The sequence below is a fragment of the Sutterella sp. genome (assembly GCF_052272535.1).
Lineage (GTDB): Bacteria > Pseudomonadota > Gammaproteobacteria > Burkholderiales > Burkholderiaceae_F > Sutterella.
Window position 1 is genome coordinate 1 of the sequence record NZ_DAVZJY010000023.1, and the last position, 17,876, is coordinate 17,876.

At 67.9% G+C, this 17,876-nt stretch carries 16 protein-coding genes, 1 tRNA gene and 2 pseudogenes; 8 read left to right on the forward strand and 11 right to left on the reverse strand.

The window, feature by feature from the left end:
- Positions 1-74 precede the first annotated feature (74 nt).
- The 5 genes from ACT6Y9_RS02610 (at position 75) to ACT6Y9_RS02630 (ending at position 6,650) form a co-directional block, all read left to right on the forward strand.
- A complete protein-coding gene (locus ACT6Y9_RS02610) occupies positions 75-1,124 on the forward strand; it encodes a hypothetical protein (protein ID WP_443743409.1) in 1,050 nt (349 codons plus the stop codon).
- Positions 1,124-2,815, forward strand: coding sequence for a single-stranded-DNA-specific exonuclease RecJ (gene recJ / locus ACT6Y9_RS02615; protein WP_443743410.1), 1,692 nt, complete (start codon positions 1,124-1,126; stop codon positions 2,813-2,815). Before ACT6Y9_RS02610 ends, recJ begins: the two co-directional genes overlap by 1 nt.
- 230 nt (positions 2,816-3,045) lie before the next feature.
- A protein-coding gene (gene prfB / locus ACT6Y9_RS02620) for a peptide chain release factor 2 (RefSeq protein ID WP_443743411.1) occupies positions 3,046-4,171 on the forward strand; the annotation gives its coding sequence in 2 pieces (ribosomal slippage) (positions 3,046-3,126 and positions 3,128-4,171; 1,125 coding nt in all).
- A gap of 91 nt (positions 4,172-4,262) precedes the next feature.
- On the forward strand, positions 4,263-5,801 hold the full coding sequence (lysS, locus tag ACT6Y9_RS02625; RefSeq protein WP_443743412.1) for a lysine--tRNA ligase: 1,539 nt from the start codon (positions 4,263-4,265) through the stop codon (positions 5,799-5,801).
- 3 nt (positions 5,802-5,804) lie between these two features.
- Positions 5,805-6,650 (forward strand): NUDIX hydrolase, encoded by an 846-nt coding sequence (locus tag ACT6Y9_RS02630; RefSeq protein WP_443743413.1) that lies wholly within the window; start codon positions 5,805-5,807, stop codon positions 6,648-6,650.
- 10 nt (positions 6,651-6,660) lie between these two features.
- Here the strand turns inward: ACT6Y9_RS02630 and ACT6Y9_RS02635 are convergent, their stop codons facing one another.
- On the reverse strand, positions 6,661-7,533 hold the full coding sequence (locus tag ACT6Y9_RS02635; protein WP_443743414.1) for an MBL fold metallo-hydrolase: 873 nt from the start codon (positions 7,531-7,533) through the stop codon (positions 6,661-6,663).
- Positions 7,534-7,817: 284 nt separating this feature from the next.
- Between ACT6Y9_RS02635 and ACT6Y9_RS02640 the strand changes: the two are divergent.
- Positions 7,818-8,435: pseudogene (locus ACT6Y9_RS02640) on the forward strand (LysR family transcriptional regulator); the annotation flags it as partial.
- Between the two features lie 73 nt (positions 8,436-8,508).
- Positions 8,509-8,715 (forward strand): annotated as a pseudogene (locus ACT6Y9_RS02645) (LysR substrate-binding domain-containing protein); the annotation flags it as partial.
- 77 nt (positions 8,716-8,792) lie between these two features.
- On the opposite strand, the gene iscX reads toward ACT6Y9_RS02645, so the two are convergent.
- From iscX to uvrB, 10 genes are all read right to left on the reverse strand, one after another.
- On the reverse strand, positions 8,793-8,993 hold the full coding sequence (iscX, locus tag ACT6Y9_RS02650) for a Fe-S cluster assembly protein IscX (protein WP_295479478.1): 201 nt from the start codon (positions 8,991-8,993) through the stop codon (positions 8,793-8,795).
- A 4-nt stretch (positions 8,994-8,997) separates the two neighbouring features.
- Positions 8,998-9,336 (reverse strand): ISC system 2Fe-2S type ferredoxin, encoded by a 339-nt coding sequence (gene fdx, locus ACT6Y9_RS02655; protein ID WP_443743415.1) that lies wholly within the window; start codon positions 9,334-9,336, stop codon positions 8,998-9,000.
- A gap of 97 nt (positions 9,337-9,433) precedes the next feature.
- The gene (hscA, locus tag ACT6Y9_RS02660) at positions 9,434-11,332 is read right to left on the reverse strand and encodes a Fe-S protein assembly chaperone HscA (protein ID WP_443743416.1); all 1,899 of its coding nucleotides are present in this window, start codon (positions 11,330-11,332) and stop codon (positions 9,434-9,436) included.
- A gap of 91 nt (positions 11,333-11,423) precedes the next feature.
- Complete coding sequence (gene hscB / locus ACT6Y9_RS02665) at positions 11,424-11,936, reverse strand: Fe-S protein assembly co-chaperone HscB (RefSeq protein WP_443743417.1); 513 nt, start codon at positions 11,934-11,936, stop codon at positions 11,424-11,426.
- Between the two features lie 10 nt (positions 11,937-11,946).
- On the reverse strand, positions 11,947-12,270 hold the full coding sequence (iscA, locus tag ACT6Y9_RS02670) for an iron-sulfur cluster assembly protein IscA (protein ID WP_295479489.1): 324 nt from the start codon (positions 12,268-12,270) through the stop codon (positions 11,947-11,949).
- A 2-nt stretch (positions 12,271-12,272) separates the two neighbouring features.
- Positions 12,273-12,677: a Fe-S cluster assembly scaffold IscU gene (gene iscU / locus ACT6Y9_RS02675; RefSeq protein ID WP_295479492.1), complete on the reverse strand. Its 405-nt coding sequence runs from the start codon at positions 12,675-12,677 to the stop codon at positions 12,273-12,275.
- Positions 12,678-12,793: 116 nt separating this feature from the next.
- Complete coding sequence (locus tag ACT6Y9_RS02680; protein ID WP_443743418.1) at positions 12,794-14,005, reverse strand: IscS subfamily cysteine desulfurase; 1,212 nt, start codon at positions 14,003-14,005, stop codon at positions 12,794-12,796.
- A 59-nt stretch (positions 14,006-14,064) separates the two neighbouring features.
- Positions 14,065-14,562, reverse strand: coding sequence for an Rrf2 family transcriptional regulator (locus ACT6Y9_RS02685; protein ID WP_295479500.1), 498 nt, complete (start codon positions 14,560-14,562; stop codon positions 14,065-14,067).
- A 245-nt stretch (positions 14,563-14,807) separates the two neighbouring features.
- The gene (locus tag ACT6Y9_RS02690) at positions 14,808-15,329 is read right to left on the reverse strand and encodes a low molecular weight protein-tyrosine-phosphatase (protein ID WP_443743419.1); all 522 of its coding nucleotides are present in this window, start codon (positions 15,327-15,329) and stop codon (positions 14,808-14,810) included.
- 163 nt (positions 15,330-15,492) lie between these two features.
- Positions 15,493-17,523, reverse strand: a complete 2,031-nt coding sequence (uvrB, locus tag ACT6Y9_RS02695; RefSeq protein WP_295479506.1) for an excinuclease ABC subunit UvrB — start codon at positions 17,521-17,523, stop codon at positions 15,493-15,495.
- 188 nt (positions 17,524-17,711) lie between these two features.
- On the opposite strand from uvrB, the gene ACT6Y9_RS02700 reads away from it, so the two are divergent.
- Positions 17,712-17,787, forward strand: a tRNA-Asn gene (locus ACT6Y9_RS02700).
- The last annotated feature ends 89 nt before the right edge of the window (positions 17,788-17,876 follow it).

The following is a 17,876-nucleotide window of genomic DNA, read 5'->3' on the forward strand; positions in this document are numbered from 1 at the left end:
GGCGGCCGGCCGCGCTTCCCGCGGGGTCCGCGGCGGATCGGTCCGGGCAGGCCGCAGGTAGAATTCCGGACATTATGACAACCGCCTTTTATCTTCTCCCCGGCGGCCGCCTCCCCCGCGAGGCGGCCGTCGAGGTGCTCGACCGTCTTGCGCCCGACGTGCGCGCGGCGCTCGAGCGCCTCGGAACGGGTCGCGAGCCGCCCGGACTCCAGCGGCTCTCCGAACCGCTTCATGAATATTCGCCCCACCGCGCGTGGCTCTGGAAGGTGCTCACGCACCGGCAGGGCGCGCCCGTGCTCGCGCCCTACGCGTGGCTCGCCGAGGGCGCGCCGAAGCTCGACCAGGCCTTCTGGGCACTGGACGCGTGGAAGCAGTCGCCCGAGGGGCGCTTCGCGCGCCTTGAGCTCCCCGAAGCGGAGCTCCCGCGCATCGCCTGCGCGGCCGACGAGGCGTTGCGCGCCCGCGGACTGCGGCTCATGATCTCCGGCCGCCGGCTCTACGCCGCGCGCCGCGAGCTCTTCGACTTCGACGCGCGCCCCTTCGAAGATCTCTGCGGCATGGAGGCCGCGCACTTCGGGCACCTCGCGCACCTCACGTCGGGCGCGGACGCCCCGGCCGTCCTTGAGCTTCTCGAAGAGTTGAAGCGTGCGCTCACCCCTATTCTGGGCGGCGCGCTCCGCGGCCTCTGGCTCTCGGGCGGGGGCTTTGCCGAACCGGTCTTCCCGCCCTCGACCTTCCGCGCGGTGGCGGCCGACGACCCGGTCGTGCTCGCCTGGGCCGAAGCCGCGGGGATCCCGCGCTCGGCCCTCGGGCGCTTGAGCGGCCGCACGGCCTGGCCCGCCGCCCCGACGGGCGACCGGATCGCGGTCCTGCCGCACCTCTACGAGGCCTGGCTCAGGCGCGACTGGGCGGCCTGGAGCCGGGCGCTCCCCGAGGCGCTCGAAGCGCTCGAGCGCTGGCGCGGCCTCGAAAAGGCGGCCGGCATCGACGCCTCCGTCCTTGTGCTCTTCGGGCACGCCGATGCGGCGACGCTCGTTGCCGAAAAGAAGGGCGCCTTCGGACTCTTCCGGCGCGCCGCGAAGCAGCCGCTCGAGACGTGGCTGATCGATTCGGAGGCGGCCTGATGACGAAGATTCTTTCGCGCACCTACGACCTCCACGCCGCCGACCGGCTCGAGGAGGCCGGGTTCCTGCCTCCCGTCGCGCGGGCGCTCGCCGCGCGCGGCATCAGCAACAAGTCCGACCTCGAGCAGGAGTGGCGCGGCATGATCCCGCCCGCCGAGCTCGAGGGCGCGCGCGCCGCCGCCGAACGCCTCGCCCTCGCCCGCGAACGCGGCGAGCACGTCGTGATCGTCGCCGACTACGACTGCGACGGCGCGACCGCCTGCGCCGTCGGCATCCGGGGCCTCAGGATGCTCGGCATCAACGCCTCCTACTTCGTTCCCGACCGGGTGCTCCACGGCTACGGCCTCACGCCCACGGTGGTGGACATCGTCGCCGGGCGCACCCCGAAACCCAACCTCATCGTGACGGTGGACAACGGGGTTTCCTCGACCGCCGCCGTCGAGCGCGCGCACGAACTCGGCATCGAGGTCGTGATCACGGACCACCATCTCCCGGGCGCGGAGCTGCCGCGCGCCGAGGTGATCGTGAACCCGAACCTTAGCGACTCGCACTTCCCCTCGAAGAACCTCGCCGGGGTGGGCGTGATCTACTACGTGCTCCTCGCACTGCGGGCGCTCCTGCGCGAGCGCGGGCTCTACGACGCGGCGACGCAGCCGCGGCTCGACGCGCTCTCCGACTTCGTCGCCCTCGGCACGGTCGCCGACGTCGTGAAGCTCGACAAGAACAACCGCATCCTCGTCTCGCAGGGCCTGCGGCGCATCCGCTCGGGGCGCACGCACGCCGGACTCGAGGCGCTCTTCGCCATCGCCGGCAAGGATTGCCGCACGGCGTGCGTGCGCGACTTCGGCTTCGCCGTGGCGCCGCGGATCAACGCCGCGGGGCGCCTAGGCACCATGGAGAGCGGCATCGAGTGCCTCCTCTCGAACGACCCGGCGGCGGCCCTCGCCCTCGCCGAAAGCCTCAACTCGATCAACTCCGAGCGCCGGGAGCTTGAGAGCGAGATGCAGCTCGCCGCCGAGGCGGCGCTCGCCGAAACGGACGTGCAGCGGCGCGCGACCTTCTCGCTCTACAACCCCGACTTCAACGAAGGCGTCGTGGGGCTCGTCGCGGCGCGCCTCAAGGAGCGCATCCACCGCCCGGTGATCGCGTTTGCGCCCACGGAGAACGGCGAGCTCAAGGGCTCGGGCCGCTCGATTCCGGGAATCCACCTGCGCGACATGCTCGACCTCGTCTCGAAGAGACTCCCCGGCGTCATCCTGCGCTTCGGCGGACACGCGATGGCCGCGGGCCTCTCGATTCTTCCGCAGTCCTTTTCCGACTTCTCGGCCGCCTTCGAGGAGGTGGTGCGCACGCACTGCGACGCTTCGGTCTTCGAACGCGTGGTCCTCACCGACGGCGGGCTCGCCCCGGATGAGATCACCGAGGCGCTCTGCACCGAGATCGACGCGCAGATCTGGGGGCAGGGGTTCGAAGCGCCGCTCTTCGCCAACGAGTTCACGGTCCTCGAGCAGACGCTCCTCAAGGACGCGCACCTCAAGCTCTCCCTCGGGCTGGGCGGCCAGCGCTTCGAGGGGATCTTCTTCCGCCACCGCGAGCCGCTTCCCGCCCATGCGCGGATCGCCTACCGGCCCGCGATCAACGAGTACCGCGGACGCCGCTCGGTGCAGCTCGTCGTCGAGGCCGCGGAATAGACCGGGAAACGCCCGGGAGAACCGCCCGGTTTTCCCAACGATTCCACCGGTTTGAGAGAGGGGGAGCGCCGCACGGCCGGCCGCTCCCCTGTTTTATAATTACTCGTTTTTATTCACCCGGGCGGAGCGCTCCCCTGCACGCGGAAGGCGGCCTAAGGCCGCCTTCCCCCGCCCCGCCCGACCACGCGCCGCGCCCGAGCGCGCCGCGCGCCCCTTCGACAGGAATTGAAATGGAAGCTGAACGCATCAATCAGATTGAAGGCCTCATCGAAGACCTGGGCCACCGGCTCGCCGAACTTCGGAGGTATCTTTGACGTCGACCGCAAGGCACGACGACTCGAAGAAGTCAATCGCGAGATTGAGAACCCCGACCTCTGGAACGACCCCAAGCACGCCCAGGAGGTGAGCAAGGAGAAGAAGATGCTCGACGACATCGTCGGCAGCTTCAACCGACTCACGCAGGGCGTCGCCGACGCCAAGGAGCTCTTCGAGCTCTCCGCGGCGGACGAAGACTGGGACGCCGTCGAGGCGATCGGGCACGACGTCGACGGCTACGCCGCCGAGGTCGGTCAGCTTGAGTTCAAGCGCATGTTCAACCAGCCGATGGACTCGGCCAACTGCTACCTCGAAATCCAGGCGGGTGCGGGCGGCACGGAGGCTCAGGACTGGGCGAGCATGATCGAGCGCATGTACATGCGCTACGCCGAGCGCAAGGGCTTCAAGGTCACCCTCGAAGAGGAGACCGCCGGCGAAGTCGCGGGCATCAAGTCCGCCACGCTCTTCATCGAAGGCGAATGGGCCTACGGGACGCTGCGCACCGAAACGGGCATCCACCGCCTCGTGCGCAAGTCGCCCTTCGACGCGAACGCCCGCCGCCACACCTCCTTCTGCTCGGTCTACGTCTATCCGGAAGTGGATGACTCGATCGACATCGAGATCAATCCGGCCGACCTCTCGATCGACGTCTTCCGCGCTTCGGGCGCGGGCGGCCAGCACATTCAGAAGACGGAATCGGCCGTCCGAATCCACCACATCCCGACGGGCATCATCACGATCTGCCAGGACGACCGCTCGCAGCACCGCAACCGCGAGAAGGCGATGCAGCAACTCAAGGCGAAGCTCTACGAACTCGAGATGCGCAAGCGCATGGAGGCGCAGACGAAGCTCGAGGAGCAGAAGTCCGACATCGGCTGGGGCCACCAGATCCGCAGCTACGTGCTCGACCAGTCGCGCGTGAAGGATCTGCGCACCGGCGTCGAGACGGGCAACACCGGCGGCGTGCTCGACGGCGACCTCGATCAGTTCATCGAGGCGAGCCTCAAGAACGGCGTGGGCGGCCTGTCCGCGGCGGACTAAGGCCCCGCAACCACCACAATCTCCGTCCGTCCGCGCCCCGCTCATGAAGGGGCCGCAGACGGGCAACCCTCCCCCCGGAAAGGAATTCCAAATGGCTCAGAACGAAGCCCAAGAGAAGCAGCCGACGGCGCAGGAAGCCGCGGCCGAGGAAAACCACATCATCGCGGAGCGCCGCGCCAAGCTCGCCGCCCTGCGCGCCGCCGGCGTCGCGTACCCGAACGACTTCCGCCGCACGGACCTCTTCGGCGACCTGCGCGCCAAGTACGGCGCCATGACCGCCGAAGAGCTCGAAGCGGCCGCTCCCGAAGTCGCCTGCTCGGGCCGCGTGATGCTCAAGCGCATCATGGGCAAGGCCTCCTTCTGCACCGTGCGCGACTTCACGGGCGACATGCAGTACTTCGTGCAGATGAACGAAGTGGGCGCCGACGCCTACGCCGCCTTCAAGACCTTCGACCTCGGCGACATCGTCGCGTGCCGCGGCGTGCTCTTCCGCACCCGCGCGGGCGACCTCGCGATCCGCGTCAAGGAGATCCGCCTGATGACCAAGAGCATCCGGCCGCTCCCGGACAAGCACAAGGGCCTGCAGGACACCGAGCTCTGCTACCGCCAGCGCTACGTGGACCTCATCATGAACGAGGAGTCGCGCAACCGCTTCCTCACGCGCTCCAAGGCGATCGCCGCGATCCGCCAGTTCATGCTCGAGCACCGCTTCCTCGAGGTTGAGACGCCGATGCTGCACCCGATCCCGGGCGGCGCGAACGCCAAGCCCTTCGTGACGCACCACAACGCGCTCGACATGGACATGTACCTGCGCATCGCGCCCGAGCTCTACCTCAAGCGCCTCGTCGTGGGCGGCTTTGAGCGCGTCTTCGAGATCAACCGCAACTTCCGCAACGAGGGTGTGTCGGTCCGCCACAACCCCGAGTTCACGATGATGGAGTTCTACGCAACGTACTGGACGTACCGCGACCAGATGGACTTCACCGAGAACCTTCTGCGCACGGTCGCCATTGCTGCGACGGGCTCCGCGGTCCTCAACTACCAGGGCCAGGCGATCGACCTCTCGAAGCCCTTCCACCGCCTCACCCCGCTCGCGGCGATCAAGAAGTTCGCCCCCGAGTACACGGACGAGGAGCTCCAGAACCCCGAGTTCATCCGCAAGGAGCTCGAGCGCCTCGGCGGCGAAATCCCGGTGGACGCCGGCCTCGGCGCCCTGCAGATGGCGCTCTTTGAGGAGACGGCGGAATCGAAGCTCATTGAGCCCACCTTCATCATCGACTACCCCGTCGAAATTTCGCCCCTCGCGCGCGCCTCCGACGCCGATCTCGCGATCACCGAGCGCTTCGAGCTCTACATCGCCGGGCGTGAAACCGCCAACGGCTTCTCCGAGCTCAACGACCCGGACGACCAGGCCGCGCGCTTCAAGGCCCAGGCCGACAAGAAGAGCCACGGCGACGACGAGGCGATGTACTACGACGCGGACTACATCCGCGCGCTCGAGTACGGCCTCCCGCCGACCGCGGGCTGCGGCATCGGCATTGACCGCTTCGTGATGCTCCTCACGGACGCCCCGACGATCCGCGACGTGCTGCTCTTCCCGCACATGCGTCCCGAGAACTTCAAGGGTTAAGCCATGACGCCGGATGCCAAGACCCCGAAGGTCCGCGCATCCGAAGCGTTTGAAGCCCGCCTGAACGCCGCCTGCGCGGCGCTCTCGGCGGGCTTCTTCGTTTCGGACGCAGCGCTCGTCCCGGTGCGCTTCATGGAACGCACGATCGGCCGCACGGACGAGGCGCACGCCCGGAGCGTCGCCCAGCTCCCGGGCGCGTCGCTGCGCGGCGGAGCACTCGTGCTGCCGCAGAACCTCGAGGCGTTTGGGGGAGCCATGCGCGACGCAGGGCTCTCCCAGGGCTGGCGCGGCGAGCTCCTCGACCTGCGCGTGCTCGAAGGTGTCGACGCGCAGCCCGGCGACGTGGTCGGGCGCATGGAGCGCGCGCTCTTTCGCCCCCTCGGAGCGGCCACGGCCGCCGTGCACCTCGTGGGGCACCTCAGGAGGCCCGCGTCCGAAGCCGACCCCGTCTTCATCCTCGGCCGGAGAAGCGCGAGCAAGCTCGTCGGCCCGGGCCTCTGGGACGGACTCGCCGCGGGGATGATCCGCGCGGGCGAATCCCCGGCCGAAGGGCTCGCGCGCGAGGCGGCCGAAGAGGCGGGGCTCGAGCGCATCGAGGCGGCGGACCTGCGCTCCCTCGGGCGTGCGTGGATTTCGCGCCCCGTGCGGGGCGGCTGGATGCACGAGATGAGCTTCGCCTATGCGCTGCGCCTTCCCGAGGGGTGGCGCCCGCGCCCCGTGGACGGCGAGGTTGAGCACTTCGAGGCGATGAGCGCGCTCGAGGTGCTCGAACTCATCGAAGGCGGACGGATGATGAAGGAGGCGGCGCAGGCGATGCTCCTCGCCTTCGGCCGACTCTTGGCCTCCTGAGTCTTTCGGGTCAGGCGCCGAAACGCACCCGGCGGAAGCGCTCGGCCTCGGCGATGAGGCGCTCGAGGCGCGCCGCATACTCGGCGCGCCCGACGAGCGGGTGGGGAGCGCCGGGGCGCCACGCCTTGACGGCGGGAATCTGTTCCGTGAGTCCCGTAGCGAAGGGGTGGGCCGTGAGGTCCACATCGATTCCGAGCGCGGGGTCGAGGAGCCGCCGCATGCTCCGGACGTAGGCGTTGAGCTGACGCGCGCTGCGCATGCCGTTAAGCCCCTGCCCGCCCACCGTCACCGCGCGGTGGACTTCGCCCGCGGCGCGCACGTCGTAGACGAAGGAGCACGTCCCCAAGGTGTGGCCCGGAGTTTCGAGCACCTTCACTTCAAGCCCCCCGAGGCGCACGACGTCGCCGTCCTTCAGCACCTTCTCCTCGGGCGGCATGCGGAAGCGCCCCGTGCGGAGCGCGTCCGCCTTCGCCTCGTCCCAGCCGCGCCGGCTCATCGCGAAGCGCGCGTTTGGAAGACGTTTCCTGAGGGCCCAGCAGCCGCCCACGTGGTCAAAGTGTCCATGGGTCATCAACACCCAGCGCACGTCGCCGGGGGCGACGCCCGCGCGCCCGAGGTTTTCAACGAGCCGCCCGACGAAGGGCTCGTGGAGCGTGTCGATCAGGACCGCCCCCTCGGAGGTCTTGAGCACCCAGGCGCTCACCCAGCGCACGCCCACGAACCAGACGTCGTCGAAGACCTTGTAGGGAGCGATCTCCTGAATCGTGCGGTCGTTGAGCCACGCGGAAAGGCGCCGCGGCATGCGCCCCTCGCTCGCGAAGCGCTCGAAGAGAGCGAGCACTTCCTGCGAGTCGCGGGGCTCCGCGGGTACGCGGGACGGCATCGGGGCGGACGCCGGCGTCGCTCCGGCAGCAGATGCGAGGAGAGGCGTCCCCGCGGCGGCAAGCGCCCCGGCCAGAAAGGTGCGGCGCGACATACCCGACGTTGCTTTTTCAGTGCGTCCGCTCATCTGCGCCCCGCGGCGGGGCATGGAACTTTTCTGCTGCATGGTTTTCTCCCATGAAAACGTTTGCGATGGGAGAATGTTATTTGCGTCATATTCGTGAATAAAGATCACGTTTGCCAATGCAGAATTTTTGATTTAGCAACAGACTCAACGCCCTGATCATGGACCGCCTCACGCTTCTCGGCACCTTCGTGCGCGTTGCCGAACTCTCGAGCTTCACGCAGGCCGCGAAGAGCCTCAACATCTCGCGCGCCGTCGCCACGCGCCAGCTTTTTGAGCTCGAGTCGCTCCTCGGCGTGCGGCTCTTCAATCGCACGACCCGCTCTGTCGCGCTCACCGCCGACGGCGAGCGACTTCTGGTCGAGGCCGAGCGCCTCCTCGCGGGCGCCGAGGCGGTCTTCTCGCCCAAGACCGGAGACCAGATCTGCGGCACGCTGCGCGTCACCTCCTCGGTCGCCTTCGCGGAATTCTTCCTCGCGCGCGAGATCGAGCAGCTGCTCGCGGCCCACCCGGCGCTCAGCGTCGAGCTCATCGCCTCGCACGACGTAGTCCCGCTCATCGCGGGCGGCATCGACGTGGGATTCGAGGCGGCGGCGGAACCGCAGAGCGGCGTCTCCTCGCACGAAATCGGCCGGTGCGCGAGCTTCCTCTGCGCGGCGCCGGAGTTTCTCGCTGGGCGTGCGCCCGTGCGGCGCCCCGAAGACCTCGCGGGGCTGAGGCACCTCGCGTTGGTCGGTCAGAAGGAGTGGGTGCTCGCCCGCGGCCTCGAGACGCGCCGCGTGCGCATCACCGCGGCGCTCCGGCACACGAGCGCAACGCTCCTTCTCTCATCGGCGCTCCGGGGGGGCGGGCGTCGCGTGCCTGCCCGATCTCGCCGCGGCGGAGCACCTCAGGAGCGGGCGCCTCGTGCATCTGCTCCCGGAGTGGACGCTCCCCTCCGTCGGGATTCATGCGCTCCTTCCTACCGAGCGCCTGGTGCTCCCCGCCGCACGGGAGCTCGTGAGCGCGGTCGAGGCGGCCATGGGGCGGCAGGAGGAGGCCGGCGCCGCCCTCGGCTGACGGACGCCCCCCACGCAAAAGCCGCCCGGGGAGCGGGCGGCTCCGGCGGGCGGCTTCAAAAGGAGTGCGGGGGCGCGTCAGTCGCGCTCGTCGAGCCACGCCTGCAGGATCGCCTCGAGGATGCGCTCGTTGGAGCGCTCCGGATCGTCCTTGAAGTCGGCAAGCTTCACCACCATGTCGTGAAGCTTCACGAAGGAGAGCGTCAGCGGATCGAGGTCGGGGTTTGCGTCGCAGAGCTCCTCGGCGATCCGCTGCGTGTCGGACCAGGTGAGCGCCATCGCCTTACTCCCGTTCGCCCACGACGTTGCGGTTGTACTTCGGGATCTCGATCACGATGTCGGCGTCGCCCAGCTTCGCCTGGCAGGAGAGGCGGGACTCCGCACACGCGCCCCACGCGGTGTCGAGATGGTCGAGCTCGTTGTCCGAGGGCTCGGAGAGCGAGTCGTAGCCTTCGCGCACGATCACGTGGCACGTGGCGCACGCGCAGTTGAATTCGCAGGCGTGGGGGATTTTGATGCCGTGGGCGAGAAGCGTCTTGGCGAGGTTCGCGCCCGGTTCGGCTTCAAAGCTCGCGCCCTGCGGGCAGAGCTCTTCGTGAGGGAGTACGGTGATCTTGGGCATTTTCAAAACTTCCTTGCGGTTTTCTTCTGCGGGATCAACCGGGGCGGGCTGCGGCGCAGCTTCTGAGGTCTCCTTCCCGTCCCGGATGGGATGAAATTCAGTGTTCGGGCTTCGTGGGCGCGTCGTCGAAGAGCGCGTCGTTGACGGACTTCCCGGAGAGCGCGGCGCGGATCGAGCGGTCCATGCGCCGTTCGGCGAAGGTCTCCGTCCCCTTGGCGAGGGCGTCGGCCGCGGCGTGGATCGCCTCGGCGTCGGTGCCCGGCACCAGGGCGGCGAGCGCGTCGCCGAGGCGCTCGACCTCCGCGCTCTCCGCGTCGGAGAGGAGGTCCCCGTCGGTCGTGAGGGCGTTGCGGATGCTCTCGAGGAGCCGGCGCGCCTCAACCTGCTCCTCGCGGAGCTTGCGGGCGGCCATGTCGGCTTCGGCCGAGGCGTTGCCCTCCTGGAGCATGCGCACGATGTCTTCGTCCGAGAGCCCGTAGGAGGGCTTCACGACGACGTTCGCCTCGACCCCCGTGGTCATCTCGCGCGCCGAGACGGAAAGGAGCCCGTCGGCGTCGATCTGGAAGGTGACGCGGATGCGCGCGGCGCCCGCGGCCATCGGCGGAATGCCGCGCAGCTCGAAACGCGCGAGCGAGCGGCACGCGTCCACCACCTCGCGCTCGCCCTGCACGACGTGGATCGCCATCGCGGTCTGTCCGTCGCGGAAGGTTGTGAAGTCCTGCGCGCGCGCCGTCGGGATGGCGCTGTTGCGCGGAATGATCTTCTCAACGAGCCCGCCCATCGTCTCAAGGCCGAGCGAAAGGGGCGTCACGTCGAGCAGCAGCCAGTCGTCGCCCTCGCCCGCGTTGCCCGCGAGCTTGTTCGCCTGCATCGCGGCGCCGACGGCGACCACGCAGTCGGGGTCGATGCCGGTGAGGGGCTCGAACCCGAAGAACGCCTTCACCTCGCGGCGCACGGCGGGCATGCGGGTGGAGCCGCCGACGAGGACGACGCCCTCGATCGCGGTCTTCTCGATCTGCGCATCCGCGAGGACGCGGCGCACGGCGTCGATCGTCTCTTCGACGAGGGGGCGGGTCATCCGGTCGAAGTCCGCGCGCGTGAGGACGTGCTCGACCTTTCGGCCGTCCGAGAGCGTGAAGGCGACCGAGGTCGATTCGGCGTCGGTGAGCGCCTCCTTCGCCGCGCGCGAGCGGTCGAGGAGCTGTCGGCGGTCTTCGGGCGTGAGGCGCTCCGCGCCGCCGATGGCGGCCGCGACCGCGTCGTAGACGGCGTGGTCGAAGTCGTCGCCCCCGAGCGCGGCGTTGCCGCCCGTGGCGAGCACTTCAAAGACGCCGCGCGAGAGCTTGAGGAGCGACACGTCGAAGGTGCCGCCGCCGAGGTCGTAGACGAGGTAGAGGCCTTCGGCGCCGTTGTCGAGCCCATAGGCGAGCGCCGCGGCGGTGGGCTCCGAAAGGAGGCGTAGCACCGTGAGGCCCGCGAGCCGGGCGGCGTCCTTCGTCGCCTGGCGCTGCGCGTCGTCGAAGTACGCCGGCACCGTCACCACGGCGCCGGTGAGCTCGCCCCCGAGGCGCTTCTCGGCGCGCTCGCGCAGGGCCTTCAACACCTCGGCGCTCACTTCGATCGGGGACTTCGGCCCCTGGACGGTTTCGACGGCGACACCGCCCGCCGCATCCACGATGCAGTAGGGCAGCGCCGGGAGGTTCTTCAGATCCGCGCGGCCGCGCCCGATGAGGCGCTTCGCGGAGTAGATCGTGTTTTCGGGATCTTCTTCGGCGTGCGCGAGCGCCGTCCAGCCGGTCTGAACCGAGCCGTCGGCGAGAAAGCGCACGACCGAGGGAAAGAGCCGGCGGCCCTCTTCGTCGGGGAGCACCTCGGGAGAGCCGGAAATCACCGTGGCGACGAGCGAGTTGGTCGTGCCGAGGTCGATGCCGACGGCGAGGCGGTGCTCATGGGGCGCCGCGGAGAGGCCGGGCTCGGCGATCTGAAAGAGGGCCATCTTAGATTCGTTCTGTTGATTGGGTTGCTGAAAAACGCTTGGCGCACGGGACCCCGCGCTGGAGGGTACCCCGTTGGGCGCCGGGTCGGCCTCAGAGGCGGCTCTCGGCGCCGCCCGCGGTCTGTTCGAGAAAGCGCGTGATGAACATCAGGCGGCGCGTGAGGTCGGCCGCGGCGGCGTAGTCCGCGCGGACGTCGATCGCGTCCGCAAGCTCGGACTCGACAGTGCGCTCCTCGGCGGCGGCCTCCGCGCGCACGGCTTCGCGGGCGGCGGCGTCCGCCGCCGACTCGATCGCGTCGCGCCAGGCCATCTGCTCAATGAGGAAGTCCACCGGCATGCGGGTGTTCGTTTCGGCGCCGACGGGGTGGCCGGCCGCTTCACAAAGGAGCGAGGCGCGCTTCACGGGGTCCTTGAGCACTTCGTAGGACTCGTTGATGCGTGCGCTCCACTGTTCGGCGACGCGTCGCTCGGCGACGGGACGGCCCGCGAAGCGGTCTGGATGGACCTTGAGGATCGCGCGTTCATGCGCGGCCTTGAGCGCTTCGAGGTCGATCGAAAACTTCGGCTCGAGCCCGAAGAGCTCGAAGGCGGAGAGCATTGCCATGGCGCGGGTCTCAGACGTTGAAGGACTCGCCGCAGCCGCAGCGGCTCTTCTCGTTGGGGTTCTTGAAGCGGAACCCCTCCTGCAGGCCCTCGCGGGTGTAGTCGAGCTCGGTGCCGTCGAGGTACGGCAGGCTCTTCTCATCGACGATCACCTTGACGCCGCAGCTCTCCCAGACCTTGTCGTCGGGGTTGACCGCGTCGGCGAACTCGAGCTTGTAGGCCATCCCGGAGCACCCGGAGGTCTTCACGCCGAGGCGCAGACCCACGCCCTTGCCGCGGCGCTCGAGGTACTTCTGCACGTGGCGGGCGGCGGCTTCAGTGAGAGTGACGGCCATCTTCAGTCCTCCTTCTTCGCTTCGTGGGCGGCCTGCTTATTGCGGTAGTCGGCGATGGCGGCCTTGACGGCGTCCTCGGCGAGAATCGAGCAGTGGATCTTCACGGGCGGGAGCGCGAGCTCGTCGGCGATCTCGGCGTTGGTGATTCTCCCGGCCTCGTCGAGGGTCTTGCCCTTCACCCATTCGGAGACGAGCGAGGAGGAGGCGATCGCCGAGCCGCAGCCGTAGGTCTTGAACTTCGCGTCCTCGATCACGCCCTCGTCGTTCACCTTGATCTGCAGGCGCATCACGTCACCGCAGGCGGGCGCGCCCACCATGCCGGTGCCGACGTCGTCGGACTTGGCGTCGAGCGTGCCGACGTTGCGCGGATGTTCGTAGTGGTCGATCAGCTTTTCACTGTAGGCCATTTTTCTGATTCTCCTCGCCTGCGGCTCCGGGACCCTTCTGAGTTCGAAGGGCCGCCGCAGGCGACTTCAATGGGATGTGTTTGGAATGGAGGTTTGGGGACTCGTGCGCCCGGCGGTCAGTGGTTCGCCCACTTGATGGACTTCAGGTCCATGCCCTGCTGGTGCATCTCCCAGAGCGGGGAGAGTGCGCGCAGGTGGGCGACCGCCTTCGTGAGGCATTCGATCGCGTAGTCGATCTCCTCCTCGGTCGTGAAGCGCCCGAGGGTGAAGCGGATGGAGCTGTGCGCGAGCTCGTCGTCGCGGCCGAGGGCGCGCAGGACGTAGGAGGGCTCGAGCGAGGCGGAGGTGCACGCCGACCCCGAGGAGACGGCGAGGTCCTTCACGGCCATCATCAGGCTCTCGCCCTCGATGAAGGCGAAGGAGACGTTGAGGTTGTGCGGAGAGCGGTGCTCCCAGTCGCCGTTCAGATACACGTCGGAGATGTTCTTGCGGATGCCGTCCCAGAGCCGGTCGCGCAGTGCCTTGAGGCGCGGGATCTCGGTGGCCATCTCCTCGCGGGCGAGCCGGTACGCCTCGCCCATGCCGACGATCTGGTGCGTCGCGAGCGTGCCCGAGCGCATGCCGCGCTCGTGGCCGCCGCCGTGCATCTGACACTCGATGCGCACGCGCGGACGACGGCGCACGTAGAGCGCGCCGATGCCCTTGGGGCCGTAGACCTTGTGGCCCGAGAGGCTCATCAGGTCGACCTTGAGGCGGTCCACGTTGAGGTCCATCTTGCCCGCGGCCTGCGTCGCGTCGCAGTGGAAGATGATGCCGTGCTCGCGGCAGAAGGCGCCGATGCGCTCGAGGTCCTGGATGACGCCGATCTCGTTGTTGATCGCCATCACGGAGACGAGCGTCGTGTCGGGACGAACGGCCGCCTCGAAGTCCTCCCAGCGGATCAGGCCGTTTTCCTGCACGTCGAGGTAGGTGACCTCGTAGCCCTCGCTCTCAAGGTGACGCATCGAGTCGAGCACGGCCTTGTGCTCGGTCTTCACCGTGATCAGGTGGCGGCCCTTGTCCTTGTAGAAGTGCGCGGCGCCCTTGATCGCGAGGTTGTCGGCCTCCGTCGCGCCCGACGTGAAGACGATCTCGCGCGGATCGGCGCCGATCAGGGCGGCGATCTGGGTGCGGCCTTCCTCAACCGCCTTCTCGGCCTCCCAGCCGTAGGCGTGGCTGTGCGAAGCCGGATTGCCGAACTTGTCGTGCAGGTACGGCACCATCTTTTCAACCACGCGGGGATCGCAGGGGGTGGTAGCGGAGTAGTCGAGATAAATCGGAAGCTGCATTTTCAGAGAGTTCCTTTTGTGAATGCGCCTGAAAGCCGTTCGAAGGGGTTGCCGGTTCTTCAGGCCGCCTGATGGTTGGTCCGTGCCCCGCTCTTTCTCACCGGGATGACCGCCGGGACCGTCGAGCGCCCGTCTTCGCGGCGGTGTTCTTCGGCCTCCTTCACGAGGTCCGCGAGGGTGATCCCCGCGAGGAAGCGCTCGATCACGTTGTTGAGGTCTTCCCAGAGATGGTGCGTGAGGCAGGACGCGCCGCCCTGACACGTGCCTTCGCCCCCGCACTGCGTGGTGTCCATGTTCTCGTCCACGGCGAGAATGATCCGGTCGATGGAGACGGCCCCGGCGGGCTCGGCGAGGCGGTAGCCGCCGCCCGGACCGCGCGTGCTCTCGACGAGGCCGGCGCGGCGCAGACGGCAGAAGATCTGCTCAAGATACGGGAGCGAAATCTTCTGTCTTTCGGCGATCTGCGCGATCGGGATGGGCGAGCCGCACGCCTGCGTCTGCATCGCGAGGTCGAGCATGGCGGTGACGGCGAAGCGCCCCTTCGTGGTGAGCTTCAAAGCGTTCTCCTCTGTGTGCGCCCGCGTCTTCGCACCGCCCTCCGGGGATGGGGGCGGCGGGGGACCGAAGGACCGGACGCCGCAAACCTGACTAAATCAGTCAAATTTCGGGACGAATTCTACTCTGCCAATCCCGACGAAACAAGTCAGGAATTAGGGTTTTCGCCCAGATCAAACCGGCGTGCTGCGCTTAACGAAAAGCCGCCCCGGAGGGCGGCTTCAGAGGGCTTGGGCGAAGGGAGGAATCAGCCCTTCTTCGCGGCGACAAGCTCGGCCTTGAGCTGCTTCGCCTTCTTCTCGTAGTTCTCGATGAGCCCCTCGCAGGCGTCCGAGCAGTAGTCAAAGGCCTGCACGAAGCCTTCGTTCACGCCGAAGTACGGGTCAGGGACGACGGCCTCGTCGAACTCGTTGGCGTAACGCATGAGGAGCTGGATCTTGTACTGGTAGGGCGCCGGAGCGTGCTGCTGCAGCTCGGTGAGCACCTCCCAGTCCATCGCGAGGATGAGGTCGTAGTCGGCGAAGTCCGAGGGCTGGATCTGGCGCGCGCGGTGGTCGGCGATGTGCACGTCGCGGCGGCGGCAGATGAGCACGGCGCGGGGATCGCACGGATCGCCCGCATGGGCGCTCGACGTGCCCGCGCTCGAGGCCTCGAACACGTCCTCGAAACCCGCCTCCTTGACCTTCTTCTTGAAGATCGCCTCGGCCATCGGGCTGCGGCAGACGTTGCCCGTGCACACGAACAGGACTTTTATTTTCTTTGCATCCATGGTGTTGACTACCGATTCGAGGAAGTTTCGGGGGATCCACCGGCAGACAGGTTCCGGGAGGAAGGGAGTGGGAGAAAAGGCCGATGTGGCGCCGCCAAGGCACCACATCAATGGTACTGCACCGTCCGGCCCGTGCCTAGAGGCGTTTTCACTTGAAAAAGAACTAGTTCTCGGCGGATGCGCCGAAGGCCGCGGTCCGCAGGCGCTTGATCTCCTCGCGGATGCGTGCGGCGTTCTCAAAGTCGAGGTCGCGCGCATAGGCCATCATCTGCGCTTCGAGCGCCTTGAGGCGCGCCGAAAGCGCCTTCTCGTCGCCCGCGGCGGCCGCCTCATCGGCGCGCGCGTCGGCCGAGGCCGCGACGTCGGGTCCGCGGTAGACGCCGTCGATGATCTCGCGGATCTCCTTCACGACCCCGCGCGGCGTGATGCCGTGGGCCGCGTTGAAGGCCTCCTGCTTGGCGCGGCGGCGTTCGGTCTCCGTGAGCGCGGCGCGCATGGAGTCCGTCACCCGGTCGCCGTAGAGGATCGCGCGCCCGTGGAGGTTGCGCGCGGCGCGCCCGATCGTCTGGATGAGCGAGCGCGTGCTTCTCAGGAACCCCTCCTTGTCGGCGTCGAGGATGGCGACGAGGCACACCTCGGGGATATCGAGCCCTTCGCGCAGCAGGTTGATGCCGACGAGGACGTCGAACGCCCCCGCGCGCAGGTCGCGGATGATCTCCACGCGCTCGACCGTGTCGATGTCGGAGTGGAGGTAGCGCACCCGCACGCCCTGGTCGGAGAGAAAGTCCGTGAGATCCTCGGCCATCTTCTTCGTGAGCGTGGTGACGAGCACGCGCCCGCCCGTGCGGGTGGTCTCGGTGATCTCCGAGAGGAGGTCGTCGACCTGCGTGACGGCCGGGCGCACCTCGACGGCGGGGTCGACGAGCCCGGTCGGACGCACGACCTGCTCGACCACCTCGCCCCCGCTCTTCTCGAGCTCGTATTCGGCGGGCGTGGCGGAGACGAAGATCGAGCGGCGCATCTTGCGCTCGAACTCATCAAAGCGCAGCGGCCGGTTATCGAGCGCCGAGGGGAGGCGGAAGCCGTAGCGCACGAGGGTCTCCTTTCTCGCGCGGTCGCCGCGGTACATGCCGCCGAGCTGCCCCATCATCACGTGGCTCTCGTCGAAGAACATCAGTGCGTCGGGCGGCAGGTAGTCGATGAGGCAGGGCGGGGCGACCCCGGGCGCGAGGCCCGTGAGGTGGCGCGAGTAGTTCTCGATCCCCTTGCAGAACCCGACCTGGTCGAGCATCTCGAGGTCGAAGGTCGTGCGCTGCTCGAGGCGCTGCGCCTCTACAAGGAGGTTTTCGCGCAGGAGCTCGGCCTTTCGTTCGGCGAGCTCCGCCTTGATCGTCCCGATCGCGCGGACGATGTCCTCGCGGGGCGTGACGTAGTGGCTCGCCGGGTAGACCACGAACCGCGGCACCTTTTGGAGCACCTTGCCGGTGATCGGGTCGAAGAGGAGGATCGCGTCCACCTCGTCGTCGAAGAGCTCGATGCGCACGGCCGTCTCCGCATGCTCCGCGGGGAAGACGTCAATCGTGTCGCCGCGCACCCGGAAGGTGCCGCGGGCGAACTCCATCTCGGTGCGCTTGTACTGCATGCGCACGAGCTGCCCAATGAGCGCCCGCTGCGGCTTCATGTCGCCCGTGCGCAGGATGAGACGCATCTCGGTGTAGCTCTCGGGCGCGCCGATGCCGTAGATCGAGGAGACGGTGGCGACGAGGATGGTGTCGCGCCGCTCGAGGATCGACTTCGTCGCGGCGAGCCGCATCTGCTCGATGTGCTCGTTCACCGCCGCGTCCTTCTCGATGAAGAGGTCGCGTGCGGGCACGTAGGCCTCCGGCTGGTAGAAGTCGTAGTAGGAGACGAAGTACTCGACAGCGTTCTCCGGGAAGAAGTCGCGCATCTCCGCGTAGGTCTGGGCGGCGAGCGTCTTGTTGGGCGCGAAGATGATCGCGGGCACGCCCGCGCGGGCGATCACGTTCGCCATCGTGTAGGTCTTCCCCGACCCGGTGACGCCGAGAAGCGTCTGGAACATCAGTCCGTTCTCGAGCCCCTGCGTGAGCTTCTCGATCGCCTGCGGCTGGTCGCCCGCAGGGGGAAAGGGCTCGTGAAGAATGAAGGGCGAGTTCGGGTAGGTGACGGTCTGCACGAAAGGCGGTCCTGGAAAGAGGGAAATTCCTCCATTTTACGAAGAGCGCCCTCCCCGCGCGTACACCGAACCCAAAAAGAATCTATGAACATCAACAAATTGCGTCAGAATGCCTGCCGCAGTTACATTTTGTTACATTTTGGAACTTGCGGAAATGAGGGAAGCCACATAAACTTCACAGCCTTGATTCCCCGATAGCTCAGTCGGTAGAGCGACGGACTGTTAATCCGCAGGTCGCTGGTTCGAACCCAGCTCGGGGAGCCAAGACAAAATTTGAACTGCACCGCAAGGTGCTCGAGGATTCCCCGATAGCTCAGCCGGTAGAGCGACGGACTGTTAATCCGCAGGTCGCT

Bases quoted from the DNA above. Each gene is read 5' to 3' on its own strand.
- fdx (WP_443743415.1), bottom strand. From the start codon at position 9,336: ATGCCCAAGATCACCGTACTCCCTCACGAAGAGCTCTGCCCGCAGGGC.
- lysS (WP_443743412.1), top strand. From the start codon at position 4,263: ATGGCTCAGAACGAAGCCCAAGAGAAGCAGCCGACGGCGCAGGAAGCC.
- iscU (WP_295479492.1), bottom strand. From the start codon at position 12,677: ATGGCCTACAGTGAAAAGCTGATCGACCACTACGAACATCCGCGCAAC.
- hscB (WP_443743417.1), bottom strand. From the start codon at position 11,936: ATGGCAATGCTCTCCGCCTTCGAGCTCTTCGGGCTCGAGCCGAAGTTT.
- ACT6Y9_RS02610 (WP_443743409.1), top strand. From the start codon at position 75: ATGACAACCGCCTTTTATCTTCTCCCCGGCGGCCGCCTCCCCCGCGAG.
- ACT6Y9_RS02690 (WP_443743419.1), bottom strand. From the start codon at position 15,329: ATGGATGCAAAGAAAATAAAAGTCCTGTTCGTGTGCACGGGCAACGTC.
- ACT6Y9_RS02630 (WP_443743413.1), top strand. From the start codon at position 5,805: ATGACGCCGGATGCCAAGACCCCGAAGGTCCGCGCATCCGAAGCGTTT.
- ACT6Y9_RS02680 (WP_443743418.1), bottom strand. From the start codon at position 14,005: ATGCAGCTTCCGATTTATCTCGACTACTCCGCTACCACCCCCTGCGAT.
- recJ (WP_443743410.1), top strand. From the start codon at position 1,124: ATGACGAAGATTCTTTCGCGCACCTACGACCTCCACGCCGCCGACCGG.
- ACT6Y9_RS02635 (WP_443743414.1), bottom strand. From the start codon at position 7,533: ATGCCGTCCCGCGTACCCGCGGAGCCCCGCGACTCGCAGGAAGTGCTC.
- iscA (WP_295479489.1), bottom strand. From the start codon at position 12,270: ATGGCCGTCACTCTCACTGAAGCCGCCGCCCGCCACGTGCAGAAGTAC.
- iscX (WP_295479478.1), bottom strand. From the start codon at position 8,993: ATGGCGCTCACCTGGTCCGACACGCAGCGGATCGCCGAGGAGCTCTGC.
- hscA (WP_443743416.1), bottom strand. From the start codon at position 11,332: ATGGCCCTCTTTCAGATCGCCGAGCCCGGCCTCTCCGCGGCGCCCCAT.